We start from the raw sequence: 13,776 nt of genomic DNA on the forward strand, positions 1-13,776 counted from the left end.
TTACCACAAAGCTGGAAACAGTAGGGGCCCAGCATTGCTGAGCCCCTGAGAAGGTGACTTATTTACTCTTTAGGGATGGCGGTGCCCCAGTCTCTCCAGTCCTTAGGTTCCTCCGCATTCAGCATAAAGTGCTTGTGCGGCGTGGCCTTAGGCGCCAGCGGAATACTCGGCGGGGTGGCGAAAGCAATGCCGCCGCGAATGAACTGCTGGAAGGTGCCGCTCTTGATCACGCCGCCGGTCAGGCCAAACTGCAGGTTATAGCCGGAGGCTTGCCAGAACACGCTGTTGTTGCGAACCAGATATTGGTATTTCTTGCTGATGCGCAGCGCCACGTGGATGCGATCGGACATGGCCCCCAGATAGAAACCGGTGACGGTGCCCACTTCCACGCCGCGGAACAGCACCGGAGTACCAATCTGCAGCGAGCCGGTTTCGGCCGCGTCAAGGATCACGCTCAGACCGTCCAGATAGCGCGAGTCGGTGATGCTGGCTTCCTGCAGCTCAAAGCTGCGCAGCTCGCGCCCGCGACCCGGTTCCACGTTGATATAAGGTTGCAGCAGAGTATCGAGGTTGCTGACTCCGGCGGCGGAAATCTCCGGCGAGACAATCGAGAATCGGCTGCCCAGGCGCGCGAAGGTCTGGACGTATTCCGGATACAGCACCGCCTTGGCCAACACTTCATTTCGCTCTGGTGCCAGCTTCAACGAATCCACCTGGCCGATATCGATGCCAAGATAGCGCAGCGGCATACCCGGCGACAGTTTGCTGGCGTCGTAGGTTTTCAGGATGATCTGGCTACCCACCGCGCGGGCGGCGGTTTCCGTGGCGTACAGTACGCGTTTGGCGCCTTTGTCCAGCGTCACGCCCTGCAGGTTGTCGAAACTTATGGCGCCTTTCAACGCGCGGTTAAGCGGGGATGCCTGTACCGTCAGACCGTTGCCGTTCAACTGCACCTTGGCGCCACCTTCGGCCCAGAAGATACTTTCACTGGTCAACAGCTTGCGGTATTCCGGGCTGATATAAACATCGACTTCAAACTCGTTGGCTTTGGGGCGCACGTTAACAATTTCGCCCACCTGAAATTTGCGGTACAGCACCACCGAACCGGCCTGAACGTCAGGCAGGCTCACGGCGTTCAGCGTCAGGGTCGGCGTTGGGCTGTTACCGACGATGCCGGCTTCGGCCTTTTCGCTGTTGCCGTACAGTGGATACTGGCCGACTGGATCGCCTTTGCTGCCGGGGATGATGCGCACGCCGCCGTCCAGCCATTCCTGCGCGCTGGCACCCAGCACTTCCATGCCATCGAGCCCCAGCTTGACGTCGACGCGGCTGTTGACCACGAACTTGCTGTCTTTATGCAGCAGGCGGCGATATTGGGCTTCCACGGCGGCGGTGAACACCACGCCGCTGTCGGTCAATGCGCGGCTCATTATCTGCCCGACCTTAACACCATGAACCACTAGCGGCTGGCCAACGTCGATGCCGTAACTTTGCGGCGCGTTAAGCGTTACGGTCAGCACGCCCGGCTGTTGCAGTAGGGTTTCGCTGCTGTCCAGCACGTTGAAGTGCTGCTGCGGCTCGCCTTCGCCCGGCACCAGCTCTAGCGTATTGCCGGTCAGCAGCTGGCTGAGTTTAGCGTCGTTAAGGCTCAAGCGCGGGCTGCGCATGACGATCCGCGTACCGCTGCGCATTAAATCCACCACCGACGGATCGATGGTCAGTTCGCCGGTGACCTTACTGTCTTGTTCCAGCGTCAGTTTGGTCAAAGTACCTACCTGCAGCCCCTGATAAATCAGCGGCGTGTGATTTTCACTCAGGCTGTTACCGCTGGGCAAATCAAGCGTAATGTTAACGCCACGCTGGCTGTGCGCCAGATCCGGATAGAGGGTGTAACTTTGATCGGCCTTGGCCTGTTGACCGTCGAGCGGTGAATCAAAAGCGATGGCGCCGTTAACCAGCGCGGCCAGGCTTTCCATCTGCACCGAGGCGCCCGACAGGCTGAAATCGCCCTTAAAGCCGGAAACGTTCCAAAAACGGCTGTTGCCCTTCACCAGATTGGCAAAGCGGCGATCGATCAGCACATCGATAGTGACGCCTTTATTCCCTTCGGAGATGGTGTAGTCATACACCTTGCCGACCGGAATTTTGCGGTAATAGACCAGCGAACCGGTATTGAGCGACCCCAGATCGTCGGCATGCAGGTGAATCATCAGCTCGCCGGTGTTCAGCCGGTATTTGGGCTGAGTATCGAGGGCGGTGAAGTGGGTTTGCGGCTGCCCGCTGCCCGGCATCATGCCAATGTAGTTGCCGCCGACCAGCGCATCCAGGCCTGACACACCCGCCAATGAGGCTTTTGGCGTAACCAGCCAAAATTGGGTGCCGTCGCGCAACGAGTCTTCCAGATCGCTCTTGATGCTGGCTTCGACCACGATGCTGCGCAGATCCTTGCTTAGGCTGATGCTCTGTACGGTGCCGACTTCTACCCCTTGATAGCGCACCGGGGTACGGCCAGCGACGATGCCTGCCGCAGACTGAAAATCAATGGTCACCGTGGTGCCGCGTTCCTGGAAATTGCTATAGACCAGCCACCCCGCAATCAGCAGGGCAATAAACGGCAGTAACCAGAATGGCGAAATGCGGCGCTTGTTTTTGACCCGCGCTTCAGTCGGTGTATTCGGCGTTTCCTGTTGCATGTGCATCCCAAATCAATCGGCTATCCAGCCACTCTACGGCAAGAATAGTTAAAATAACCGCAGACCCAAAGTAAAAGGCTGCCGGTCCCATAGTAAAAGATAACAACTGGTCGCGGTTCACCAGCGACATCATCAGTGCAATAACGAATAAATCGAGCATTGACCAGCGGCCGATCCAGGTCACCAGCCGCAGCAAGCGAATGCGCGTTTTCAGGCTGTGCGAGGTTTTGAAATGAATACTGAACAATATCGTGATCAGCACAATGACCTTGGTAAAGGGCACCAGCACGCTGGCGATGAAGACGATGGCGGCGATCGGCACATTGCCGGAGCTTGCCAGTGACACCACCCCGGAGAATATAGTGTCTTCCATCCGGGCGCCATTGGCGTAAATGATCGATATCGGCAACAGGTTGGCCGGGATCAGTAAAATCATTGCCGCAATCAGCGCCGCCCAGGTTTTTTGCAGGCTGTAGGGCTGACGGTGACACATGGGCACATGGCAGCGCGGGCAGCGTCCGCGCTCATCGGGATAACCGGTGAAATGGCACGACAGACAAATATGCAGTGCCGTCGGCGGGCCCTCTGGTTGCTCTTGCGGGTAGTAGCGTTCCCACAACTGCTCCAGATTGACGTGGATTAGGGTCAGGATGCTGAGCAGGGTGAGTGACAGGTAGGCGATCAGGGCGCTGCCTGCCTGGATATCGGCATACTCTTTGACTTTGATGGTTGCCACGGCCATGCCAATCAAATAAATATCGAGCATCACCCACTCTTTTAACCGTTCCAGCATCAGCAGCACCGGGCGCAGGTTCATGCCCAGCGTATGGCCGAAACGCAGGTACAGAAGCGACAGCGCCAACGTCAGTGGAGCACCTATGGTGCAGAACGCCACCATGCTGGCAGTGATAGGATCACCTTGCCGACTCATCTGCCAGATGCCTTCCAGCAGGCTGGCGTCAATACGTACGCCCAGCAAGCGGATGCTGATCAGCGGTTCGCTGAAGGCGAAGGGCATCAGCAGCAACATGGTGACCGCCATGGCGGTCAGTCGAGTCATCGACCAGTCGCGTCCGCTGACCACCTTCGCATCACAACGCGGGCAGTAGGCTGCCTGTTTACCGCTGAGCGGCGGCAACACAAACAGCAGGTCGCATTCGCAACAGCGCTGGTGGCGTGCTTTGGAAAGTGGGCCGGTGATAGCGTGTATTTTCATCATGAGAAAAGCTGCCCTATAGCTCGCCGCAACAGTTAGCGTAGCTGAAAAATAAATCTGTCCGTGCTCATCGGTTCAAGCGCCGGGCGGCAAAACAGGGTTTCAGACCGGCAAACATACCTTGCCCGGTAGGGTTTTGTGAAGCAACAGATGATTAACCTTGTGGCTATAGGCATTTAATGCTTATTTTATAGGGCTTAAGACTTGGGCTTCTGGCCATCTTCACGGTATTAATGGTTAACACATGACAAAAGAACAATTCTACGCGGAATTAAAACGTGATTTGTGCGCACTGCTTGACGGGGAAACCAACTTTATCGCCGCGTTGTCCAACGCCAGTGCGTTGATCAACGAGCGCCTTGATGACGTCAATTGGGCCGGTTTTTATCTGATGGACGGTGCGCAATTGGTGCTCGGTCCGTTCCAGGGGAAGATCGCCTGCGTACGTATTCCGGTAGGCAAGGGCGTGTGCGGGACTGCCGTGGCGGAAAACCGCGTGCAACGTGTTGGTGATGTCCATGCGTTCCCAGGCCATATCGCCTGTGACGCAGCCAGTAATGCAGAAATTGTGCTGCCGCTGAATGTTAGCGGTCAGATTATCGGCGTTCTCGATATCGACAGCACAGTTTATCAACGTTTCGACGAACAGGACGAAAGGGGCCTGGAAGCAGTGGTGGCGGGGCTTTGTGCGCAGCTGGAACAGTGTGATAGTGCGAAATATGTCACTGTGGCAGCAAGTTGATCTACGGTTAACGTGGCATTTACCGATGGCGTCATTATAATGACGCCTGTTCATGCCTGCGCTGGTTGGCAAACCCGTTGTAATCAGGAAATTTCATGGAAAATCAACCTAAGTTGAACTCTAGTAAAGAAGTCATTGCTTTTCTTGCCGAGCGTTTTCCGCTCTGCTTTAGCGCCGAGGGCGAAGCTCGCCCGTTGAAAATCGGTATTTTTCAGGATCTGGTCGAGCGTGTTCAAGGGGAAGAGAACCTCAGCAAAACGCAATTGCGTTCTGCCCTGCGCCTGTACACCTCTAGCTGGCGTTACCTGTACGGCGTCAAAGTTGGCGCGCAGCGCGTCGATTTAGACGGCAATCCGTGCGGTGAACTCGAACAGCAGCATGTCGATCATGCCCGCCAACAGCTTGAAGAAGCGAAAGCGCGCGTTCAGGCACAGCGTGCCGAACAAAACGCCAAAAAACGTGAAGCTGCCGGCGAATCAGCCGATGCGCAACCGCGTCGTCCACGTCCAGCCGGTAAAAAACCTGCTGCACGTCGCGAAGGCGGAGCCGCACCGGAGAACCGCAAGCCACGCCCACAAACTCGCCCACAGCCCGCTCGTCAACCTCGTGAAGTCAAAGAGGAAAGCCAGCAGCGCCATGTGCCAGTCACGGATATCTCTAAACTGCAAATTGGCCAAGAAATCAAAGTCAGAGCAGGCAAGAGCGCGATGGATGCTACCGTACTCGAAATCGCTAAAGATGGCGTACGTGTGCAGCTCTCTTCCGGTCTGGCGATGATTGTGCGCGCAGAACACTTGCAGTTCTGATACGGAGGCCAACCAAGGCATGAACAAATTTGTCAGATTAACAGCAGTCGCGGGTCTGTTGTGGGCGGGCGTCAGTTACGGAGCGGACACAGCCAACATCCGCATCGATCAACTGCCCCAGCTTAAGCAGGAACCGCAACATGCAACGGTGAGTGAGCGCGTAACTTCGCGCTTCACTCGCTCTCATTACCGCCAGTTTGCCCTCGATGCGGACTTTTCAGGCAAGATCTTCGATCGTTACCTGAATATGCTGGACTACAACCATAACGTGTTGCTGGCCTCCGACGTGGCGCAATTCGCCGACAAGCGCAACCAGCTTGGCGAAGAGCTGAAAAGCGGTAAGCTGGATACGCCATACGCGCTGTACAATCTGGCCCAAAAACGCCGTTTTGAGCGTTACACCTATGCCTTGTCGCTGCTGGAAAAGCCAATGAGCTTCACCGGCAACGACACTATCGATCTCGACCGCAGCAAAGCGCCGTGGCCGAAAGACAAGGCCGAACTGGACAGCCTGTGGGATGCCAAAGTCAAATATGACGAGCTGAACCTCAAACTGACCGGCAAGACCGACAAGGAAATTCGCGAAACGCTGACCAAACGCTATCAGTTCGCTATTAAGCGCCTGACGCAAAGCAACAGCGAAGACGTATTCCAACTGGCGATGAATGCCTTCGCGCATGAAATCGACCCGCATACCAATTATCTGTCCCCGCGCAATACCGAGCAGTTCAACACCGAAATGAGCCTGTCATTGGAAGGCATCGGTGCCGTGCTGCAGATGGATGACGACTACACCCTGATCAATTCCATGGTACCGGGTGGCCCAGCGGCGAAGAGCAAAGCGATCACCGTGGGTGACCGTATTGTCGGCGTTGGCCAGGCGGGTAAACCTATGGTCGATGTTATCGGCTGGCGTCTGGACGATGTGGTTTCGCTGATCAAAGGGCCGAAGGGCAGCAAAGTGCGCCTGGATATCCTGCCTGCGGGCAAAGGCACCAAAACCCGTGTGGTCACACTGACCCGTGAGCGTATTCGTCTGGAAGATCGCGCGGTGAAGATGACCATCAAGACCGTCGGCAAAGAGAAAGTCGCGGTGATGGACATCCCAGGCTTCTACGTTGGCCTGACCGATGATGTGAAAGTTCAGTTGCAGAAGATGGCCAAGCAGAACGTCAAGAGCCTGATCATCGATCTGCGCACCAACGGCGGCGGCGCGCTGACCGAAGCGGTATCACTGTCCGGTCTGTTCATTCCGAGCGGTCCGGTGGTGCAGGTGCGTGACAACAACGGTAAGGTGCGTGAAGACGCGGACACCGACGGCGTGACCTACTACAAAGGGCCGCTGGTGGTACTGGTTGACCGCTTCAGTGCCTCTGCTTCCGAGATCTTTGCTGCGGCGATGCAGGACTATGGCCGCGCGCTGATCGTCGGTGAACCGACCTTCGGTAAAGGCACCGTCCAGCAGTACCGTTCGCTGAACCGCATTTACGACCAGATGCTGCGTCCGGAATGGCCTGCGTTGGGCTCGGTGCAATACACCATTCAGAAGTTCTACCGCGTGAATGGCGGCAGTACCCAGCGTAAAGGCGTAACCCCGGATATCCTGATGCCGAGCGGCATTGATCCGGCGGAAACCGGTGAAGCCTTTGAAGACAATGCGATGCCGTGGGACAGTATTAATGCGGCGACCTACACCAAAACCGGCGATCTGAAGCCTTTCGATCCTGAATTGCTGAAAGATCACGAGCAGCGTATCGCCAAGGATCCTGAGTTCCAGTACATCGCGCAGGATATCGCCCATTACAAGGCGCTGAAGGACAAGCGCAACATCGTTTCACTCAATCTTGCCCAGCGTGAGAAAGAGAACCACGATGATGACGCTACCCGTTTGCAGCGCATTAATGACCGCCTGCAGCGCGCCGGTAAAAAGCCGTTGAAGAAGCTGGAGGATCTGCCGAAGGATTACCAGGAGCCCGACCCATACCTGGATGAAACCGTGCATATCGCTCTGGATCTGGCGCACCTTGAACAGGCGCAGCCAGCGGCAGCGAAGTAACGCAGCCAAGCACCAAAAAGAAAAACGCACCTTCGGGTGCGTTTTTTAATGGGCGCGGTCAGGGCCCCGAGTCGAAATTAAACGTTTTGTGAGGTCACGATGAGCGACTTAAGCCCGTCAATGCGCGCTGTACTCCGTTTTGAAGCCGTGCTGGTGTTGATACTGTCCGTGGTGATATACCACGGACAACACTACAGTTGGGGATTGTTTGCCGCCTGTTTCCTGATCCCCGACATCTCTTTTCTGGCCTATGTATTGGGTAAAAAAGCGGGGGCCATCGGCTATAACCTTGCCCACTCTTATATTGGACCGGCGTTGTGCGGCCTGGTATTTGCGGGAACCCAACAGCCACACTGGTTGATGGCGGCGTTGATTTGGGGCGCGCATATCGGTTTTGATCGAGCCTTGGGTTATGGGCTGAAATACGCTAGCGGCTTTGCAGATACCCATCTTGGCGGGCTGGGACGTAAACCACAGCGTTAAAATACCGCCCCCTCGAAGTGCGAGGCCGGTGTACAGCCCGCTTTCTTGCGATTACGTAAGCCCAGTTGCCGCCGGCGAGGAAATAGATCAGGGAGCGACGGTAAGGGTAGCGCTTTGTGACGTAAATCTTACCGGCTGGGGCTGGCGGACACTTTGCTTCCTGTGCAGGGGACGGAATTTTGTTCGGTTGTTCCGATTGGCTCGCAGATAAAATTCCCATAAAAACTCGCCGCTTTACGCAACAATCGTTTACAATTTGGGGAGTATTGCTGAAGCGCCGTTTTTGTAAAGTTTCGTATTTTTAGTAGGTTAATGGCGTGCAACTCTTGAAACTGTGATGAATGCCCATACGATCTAGGGTATCCAAGGCAGCGTTTTGTTAACATTTATGAGGAAGTAAACATTTTATGATGCGTATAGCTCTGTTCCTGCTCACCAACCTGGCGGTGATGTTGGTTTTCGGGCTGGTGCTCAGCCTGACAGGAATCCAATCCAGTAGCGTTCAGGGCCTGATGATCATGGCCGGTCTGTTCGGCTTCGGCGGTTCTTTTGTCTCACTGCTGATGTCCAAATGGATGGCGCTGCGCTCCGTTGGCGGGGAAGTGATTGAACAGCCGCGTAACGAAACCGAAAACTGGCTGCTGGAAACGGTACGTCGTCAGTCGCAGCAGGCGGGCATTGCCATGCCGCAGGTCGCTATTTATCACGCACCGGACATTAACGCCTTCGCCACCGGCGCGCGTCGCAACGCTTCGTTGGTCGCCGTCAGTACCGGTCTGCTGCAGAGCATGAGCCGTGACGAAGCGGAGGCGGTTATCGCCCATGAAATCAGTCACGTCGCTAACGGTGACATGGTCACCATGACGCTGATTCAGGGTATCGTGAACACCTTCGTGATCTTTATCTCGCGCCTGATTGCGCAGGTGGCCGCCGGCTTCCTGGGTAACCGTGACGGTGAAGGGGAAGGTAACGGCAATCCGATGATCTATTTTGCCGTGTCGATGGTGTTGGAACTGGTGTTCGGTATCCTGGCCAGCATCATCACCATGTGGTTCTCGCGTCACCGTGAGTTCTACGCCGACGCAGGCTCAGCCAAACTGGTGGGCCGCGAGAAGATGATCGCGGCGCTGCAACGGCTGAAAACCAGCTATGAACCGCAGGAAGCAGGCAGCATGATGGCGTTTTGCATTAACGGCAAATCCAAGTCGTTCAGCGAACTCTTCATGTCTCACCCGCCGCTCGATAAACGTATCGAAGCGCTGCGTTCAGGCCAGTACCTGAAGTAACCTAAAGAACGTAAAAAACCCCGGCTTGCCGGGGTTTTTTTTATGCCCGCTATTTGGCTTGCTCACGGTTTTCTACCGCTTGCGTACGCGGTTGGGTAATGCGCAGGCTGCTGACTGCCGCCGCCAGCGTGGCAAAGGTACCGGCCAGAATCAACGAAGCGTGGGTACCGGAAGTGGGGAACAAATTGAACATCAGTGCCACCAGTGCGGCACCGGAAGTCTGCCCCAATAAGCGGGCGGTACCCAACATGCCGCTGGCGCCGCCGCTGCGGTTGCGCGGGGCGGCGGAAATAATGGTGTGGTTATTGGGCGATTGAAACAGCCCGAAGCCGGCGCCGCACAGCACCATGCGCCAAATGATATCCAGATCGGAAGGGTTATGCGGCAGCAATGCCAGCAAGAATAACCCCAATGCAAACACCGCCAGGCCGATACAACCCAATAATCCGGCGTGGATCCGCTCCACCAGCCGCCCGGCCAATGGCGCCATGACGATAATCGCCAGCGGCCAGGGGGTCAGCAACAGCCCGGTGGCGACCTCATCGCGGCCCAGCGTCCCTTGCAGAAAGAAAGGTAACGAAACCATTGCCAGCATTTGTGCGGTAAAGGAACAAATTGATGTGCCCATCGACAGGGCGAAAATCGGGATACGCAGCAGGTCTACCGGCAGCAGCGGAAATTCCTGGCGCAGCTGGCGGCGGACAAAGAAGAAGCCAATGACCAGCAGCGCGGCGATTTCACTGAAAATCAACGTCAGGCTCTGGCCCTGAGCAAAACCGCTGATGGCGGTGATCAGCAGCCCGAAAGTCAGGGCGTTCATCACCGCACTGGTTGGGTCGAAACGCTGATTGGTGCTCTTTTGACTATTGGCGGGAAGATATTTCATCCCCAGCAGCAACGCCACAATGCCGATCGGCAAGTTGATGGCAAACAGCCATTGCCACGAGGCCACCGAGAGGATTGCCGCCGCCACCGTGGGCCCGGCAGCCGAAGAAAAGGCGACAATCAGCGAGTTGATGCCCATGCCGCGTCCGAGAAAACGTTGCGGATAGATAATGCGGATCAGTGCGGTGTTGACGCTCATGATGGCGGCGGCGCCAAACCCCTGAAGCACGCGAGCAATAGTCAGTGTCGTCAGCGAGTCGGACAGTGCGCAAAACAGTGAGGTCACGCTGAAGACCAGCAAACCGGCCTGATAGATGCGGCGATAGCCAATCAGATCGCCGAGCGAGGCCAGCGACAACAGGGAAATGGTGATGGCTAACTGATAGGCGTTCACCACCCAGATGGAGCTGGCCGGGCTGGCGTTCAGATCGCGAGCGATAGTCGGCAGGGCCACGTTGGCGATTGCGCCGTCGAGCACGGAAACGGTAATGCCGAGGGCAATGGCGAGGATTGCCCCATAGCGCTGCGGGACGGGGAGGCCGTCGGTACAAGAACGCATGTTGATCTCGAAGGTATTAATCCGGGGGAGTATTACCATGCTAATCATGTTCGTCTGCGATTGCATCCACAGTTTTCCGTTCAATTGTAATAACCGATGAGATCCCAGCGTGCATTCAGCCCAGCCCGATTGCGTGGCTTCTGCGGTACCGCGTATACTGAAACCCTTGTTCAAATTTCTTAAAACACAAAAGCTGGGTAGGATTTTGACTATGGTGAACGCAGATCCAGATAAACAACCGGATGCGGTTTCCTCCGTGCTGAAGGTATTCGGTATCTTGCAGGCGCTGGGCGAAGAGCGTGAGATTGGCATTACTGAGCTTTCCCAGCGGGTGATGATGTCCAAAAGTACCGTATACCGTTTTCTTCAGACCATGAAGTCGTTGGGCTATGTGTCGCAGGAAGGGGAAACGGAAAAATATGCCCTGACGCTCAAGCTGTTTGAACTGGGTGCCAAGTCGTTGCAGAACGTCGATCTGATCCGTATTGCAGATGTTCAAATGCGTGAACTGTCGAATCATACCCGGGAAGCTATTCACCTTGGGGCGCTGGACGAAGACAGCATTGTCTATATCCATAAAATCGACGCGCAATATAACCTGCGCATGTATTCACGCATCGGTCGGCGTAACCCGTTGCACAGTACCGCGATCGGTAAAGTGTTGTTGGCGTGGCGCGATAGGGCGGAAGTGGCGCAAATTCTGTCGCAGATTGAATTTACCCGCAGCACGCCGAACACCCTGACCGATGCCGGGGCGCTGCTGTCGCTGTTGGATCAAGTGCGTGAACAGGGTGTGGGTGAGGACATCGAAGAGCAAGAAGAAGGGCTGCGCTGTATTGCGGTGCCGGTATTTGACCGCTTTGGCGTAGTGACCGCCGGCCTGAGCATTTCGTTCCCGTCGATTCGTTACTCTGAAGATGCCAGGGCAGATTACGTCAAACGTCTGCACACCGCCGCGCGCAACATTTCTGAGCAAATGGGCTATCACGACTACCCGTACTGATCCCGTCAGTTGACCAAATCAAGGGCGCAGCCATTCACCGGCGGCGCCCTTTTTTGTTTGGCACAGTGCAGAGATCACAGCGTATCGACCTCAATGCGCAGGCTGTCATGTCGCCAGTATTCGATATCAAAATCGAGAATTCGCCCGTGCTGGTCGTAGTTTAACCGGCGTAGCAGCAGTGCGGGCAGGCCAACCATCGCGCCCAACGCAGTGGCGGCGGCGTATGGCAGGGCGGTAGGGTAAAACGACAGGTGCATCCGGTGGTAAATCAAATTGTACCGTTGCTGATAAATCTCGGTGAGGCTGCCGTTAAGATCCTGGTTGAGCAATTCAGGCACCCGCTGCGGCAGGCAGTGGTTCTCGCAATAGCAAATAGCCCGGCCGTCGGCATAGCGTACGCGGCGCAGCAGATAAATTGGGTCACTCGGCTCCAGCGCTAATGGTCGCATGACGTCGAGAGGCACCGCGGTTTTTTCGGCGGACAACAGCTCAGTGCGCGGCGTGCGCCCCTGCTCCTGGCATAACCGGTGGAAGTTGGTGTTCTGCGTCGGATCCAACCACAACCTTTCCGGCGTAACAAACCAACCCCTGCGGTCTGCGCGGTAGATGGCACCGGTGGCTTCCAACTGCGCCAGGCTTTCCCGTACGGTGACACGAGTAGTAGAGAAAATGGTGCACAGTTCACGCTCGGAAGGCAGCTTATCGCCCGCCTGCAGCGCGCCGCGAGTGATACGCGCCTGTAGCTGTTCCTTGATTTGCAGGTAGTGGGGCAACTCACCCAGATGTTCTTTCATTTCATCTCGCTATCGCATTTCGGCACGCGCTCATTATACATGCCCAGATGAATTTTTTGTTTCACCTGCGGTTGGCGTTTGACCCGAAGGCCGGGTTGCGGTCAGTATAATACTCATCTGGTATAGACCAATTGGGTGAATGAGATGTCTGAGCACGATTATTTGCTGTTAACCCCTGGCCCGTTGACCACCTCAAAAACGGTGAAGGAAGCGATGCTGTTCGATAGCTGTACCTGGGATGAAGATTACAACCTGGGCGTGGTGCAGAGCATTCGTCAGAAGCTCGAGGCGCTGGCGACTCGGTCAACGGGCTACACCTCAGTGCTGTTGCAAGGCAGCGGCAGTTTTGCGGTCGAAGCGGTATTGGGCACGGTAATGGGGCCGCAGGACAAATTGCTGATCGTCAATAACGGCGCTTATGGTGCGCGGATGATCGAAATGGCCCGATTGATGGACATCAATCACCATGCGTTCAACTGTGGTGAAGTGAATGAGCCGGATGTTGAGGCGATGGAGGCGGTATTGAAAGGCGATGCTGGCATCAGCCATATCGCCATGGTGCATTGTGAAACCACCACGGGAATGCTGAATCCGCTGGAGCGCGTCTCAGGCCTGGCGGCGCGAAATGGCAAAACCCTGATCGTGGATGCGATGAGCAGTTTCGGCGGTATTCCGCTGGATGTCGATGCGCTCGGCATTGATTATCTGATCAGCTCGGCCAATAAATGCATTCAGGGCGTGCCGGGTTTCGCCTTTGTTATTGCCCGCCGCAATGAACTGAATAAGTGCGCGGGGCGCTCGCGCTCGCTGTCGTTGGATCTGTATGCCCAGTGGCGCTGTATGGAAGATAATGCCGGCAAATGGCGCTTTACCTCGCCGACGCATACGGTGCTGGCGTTTGCTCAGGCGCTGCGCGAGCTGGAGCAAGAAGGGGGGATCGATGCCCGCCACGCTCGTTACCGGGCAAACCAGCAGCGGCTGGTGGCTGGGATGCGCGCGCTGGGGTTCGAAACCCTGTTGGAGGATGATTTGCACTCGCCGATCATCACCGCGTTTTATTCACCGAAGGCCGACACTTACCGTTTTACCGAGTTCTATCAGCGCCTGAAACAGCAGGGCTTTGTCATCTATCCGGGCAAGGTATCGCAGAGCGACTGCTTCCGCATTGGCAATATCGGCGAAGTTTACCCGCAGGATATCGAACGTTTGCTGGCCGCGGTCGGGCAGGCAATGTACTGGGAGCAATGAGGATG

At 56.1% G+C, this 13,776-nt stretch carries 11 protein-coding genes; 7 read left to right on the plus strand and 4 right to left on the minus strand.

Annotated elements, in window-relative coordinates:
- Positions 1-62: 62 nt before the first annotated feature.
- On the minus strand, positions 63-2,693 hold the full coding sequence (locus M495_RS10100) for a PqiB family protein (RefSeq protein WP_020826547.1): 2,631 nt from the start codon (positions 2,691-2,693) through the stop codon (positions 63-65).
- Positions 2,662-3,909: a membrane integrity lipid transport subunit YebS gene (gene yebS, locus M495_RS10105; RefSeq protein WP_041415333.1), complete on the minus strand. Its 1,248-nt coding sequence runs from the start codon at positions 3,907-3,909 to the stop codon at positions 2,662-2,664. Before yebS ends, M495_RS10100 begins: the two co-directional genes overlap by 32 nt.
- A 244-nt stretch (positions 3,910-4,153) precedes the next feature.
- Between yebS and M495_RS10110 the strand changes: the two genes are divergently transcribed.
- The 5 genes from M495_RS10110 to htpX all read left to right on the plus strand — a co-directional run bounded on the left by M495_RS10110 (position 4,154) and on the right by htpX (position 9,282).
- The gene (locus tag M495_RS10110) at positions 4,154-4,651 is read left to right on the plus strand and encodes a GAF domain-containing protein (RefSeq protein ID WP_020826549.1); all 498 of its coding nucleotides are present in this window, start codon (positions 4,154-4,156) and stop codon (positions 4,649-4,651) included.
- A gap of 95 nt (positions 4,652-4,746) precedes the next feature.
- Positions 4,747-5,457: an RNA chaperone ProQ gene (gene proQ / locus M495_RS10115; RefSeq protein ID WP_020826550.1), complete on the plus strand. Its 711-nt coding sequence runs from the start codon at positions 4,747-4,749 to the stop codon at positions 5,455-5,457.
- A 19-nt stretch (positions 5,458-5,476) separates the two neighbouring features.
- Positions 5,477-7,513 (plus strand): carboxy terminal-processing peptidase, encoded by a 2,037-nt coding sequence (prc, locus tag M495_RS10120; RefSeq protein ID WP_020826551.1) that lies wholly within the window; start codon positions 5,477-5,479, stop codon positions 7,511-7,513.
- A 99-nt stretch (positions 7,514-7,612) separates the two neighbouring features.
- On the plus strand, positions 7,613-7,996 hold the full coding sequence (locus M495_RS10125; protein WP_041414497.1) for a DUF4260 domain-containing protein: 384 nt from the start codon (positions 7,613-7,615) through the stop codon (positions 7,994-7,996).
- A 407-nt stretch (positions 7,997-8,403) separates the two neighbouring features.
- Complete coding sequence (gene htpX / locus M495_RS10130; protein ID WP_020826553.1) at positions 8,404-9,282, plus strand: protease HtpX; 879 nt, start codon at positions 8,404-8,406, stop codon at positions 9,280-9,282.
- A gap of 49 nt (positions 9,283-9,331) precedes the next feature.
- Here the strand turns inward: htpX and M495_RS10135 are convergent, their stop codons facing one another.
- Positions 9,332-10,726 (minus strand): MFS transporter, encoded by a 1,395-nt coding sequence (locus tag M495_RS10135; RefSeq protein ID WP_041415335.1) that lies wholly within the window; start codon positions 10,724-10,726, stop codon positions 9,332-9,334.
- A 211-nt stretch (positions 10,727-10,937) separates the two neighbouring features.
- Between M495_RS10135 and kdgR the strand changes: the two genes are divergently transcribed.
- On the plus strand, positions 10,938-11,729 hold the full coding sequence (gene kdgR, locus M495_RS10140) for a DNA-binding transcriptional regulator KdgR (RefSeq protein ID WP_020826555.1): 792 nt from the start codon (positions 10,938-10,940) through the stop codon (positions 11,727-11,729).
- A gap of 74 nt (positions 11,730-11,803) precedes the next feature.
- Here kdgR and phnR read toward each other — a convergent pair whose 3' ends face one another.
- The gene (gene phnR, locus M495_RS10145) at positions 11,804-12,523 is read right to left on the minus strand and encodes a phosphonate utilization transcriptional regulator PhnR (RefSeq protein ID WP_020826556.1); all 720 of its coding nucleotides are present in this window, start codon (positions 12,521-12,523) and stop codon (positions 11,804-11,806) included.
- Between the two features lie 144 nt (positions 12,524-12,667).
- Here phnR and phnW point away from each other — a divergent pair, with 144 nt between their 5' ends.
- Positions 12,668-13,771: a 2-aminoethylphosphonate--pyruvate transaminase gene (gene phnW / locus M495_RS10150; protein WP_020826557.1), complete on the plus strand. Its 1,104-nt coding sequence runs from the start codon at positions 12,668-12,670 to the stop codon at positions 13,769-13,771.
- Positions 13,772-13,776 lie beyond the last annotated feature (5 nt).

Origin of the sequence: Serratia liquefaciens ATCC 27592 (assembly GCF_000422085.1) — a bacterium.
GTDB classification, from domain to species: Bacteria; Pseudomonadota; Gammaproteobacteria; order Enterobacterales; family Enterobacteriaceae; genus Serratia; species Serratia liquefaciens.

Bases quoted from the DNA above. Each gene is read 5' to 3' on its own strand.
- M495_RS10100 (WP_020826547.1), bottom strand. From the start codon at position 2,693: ATGCAACAGGAAACGCCGAATACACCGACTGAAGCGCGGGTCAAAAAC.
- yebS (WP_041415333.1), bottom strand. From the start codon at position 3,909: ATGAAAATACACGCTATCACCGGCCCACTTTCCAAAGCACGCCACCAG.
- M495_RS10110 (WP_020826549.1), top strand. From the start codon at position 4,154: ATGACAAAAGAACAATTCTACGCGGAATTAAAACGTGATTTGTGCGCA.
- proQ (WP_020826550.1), top strand. From the start codon at position 4,747: ATGGAAAATCAACCTAAGTTGAACTCTAGTAAAGAAGTCATTGCTTTT.
- prc (WP_020826551.1), top strand. From the start codon at position 5,477: ATGAACAAATTTGTCAGATTAACAGCAGTCGCGGGTCTGTTGTGGGCG.
- M495_RS10125 (WP_041414497.1), top strand. From the start codon at position 7,613: ATGAGCGACTTAAGCCCGTCAATGCGCGCTGTACTCCGTTTTGAAGCC.
- htpX (WP_020826553.1), top strand. From the start codon at position 8,404: ATGATGCGTATAGCTCTGTTCCTGCTCACCAACCTGGCGGTGATGTTG.
- M495_RS10135 (WP_041415335.1), bottom strand. From the start codon at position 10,726: ATGCGTTCTTGTACCGACGGCCTCCCCGTCCCGCAGCGCTATGGGGCA.
- kdgR (WP_020826555.1), top strand. From the start codon at position 10,938: ATGGTGAACGCAGATCCAGATAAACAACCGGATGCGGTTTCCTCCGTG.
- phnR (WP_020826556.1), bottom strand. From the start codon at position 12,523: ATGAAAGAACATCTGGGTGAGTTGCCCCACTACCTGCAAATCAAGGAA.
- phnW (WP_020826557.1), top strand. From the start codon at position 12,668: ATGTCTGAGCACGATTATTTGCTGTTAACCCCTGGCCCGTTGACCACC.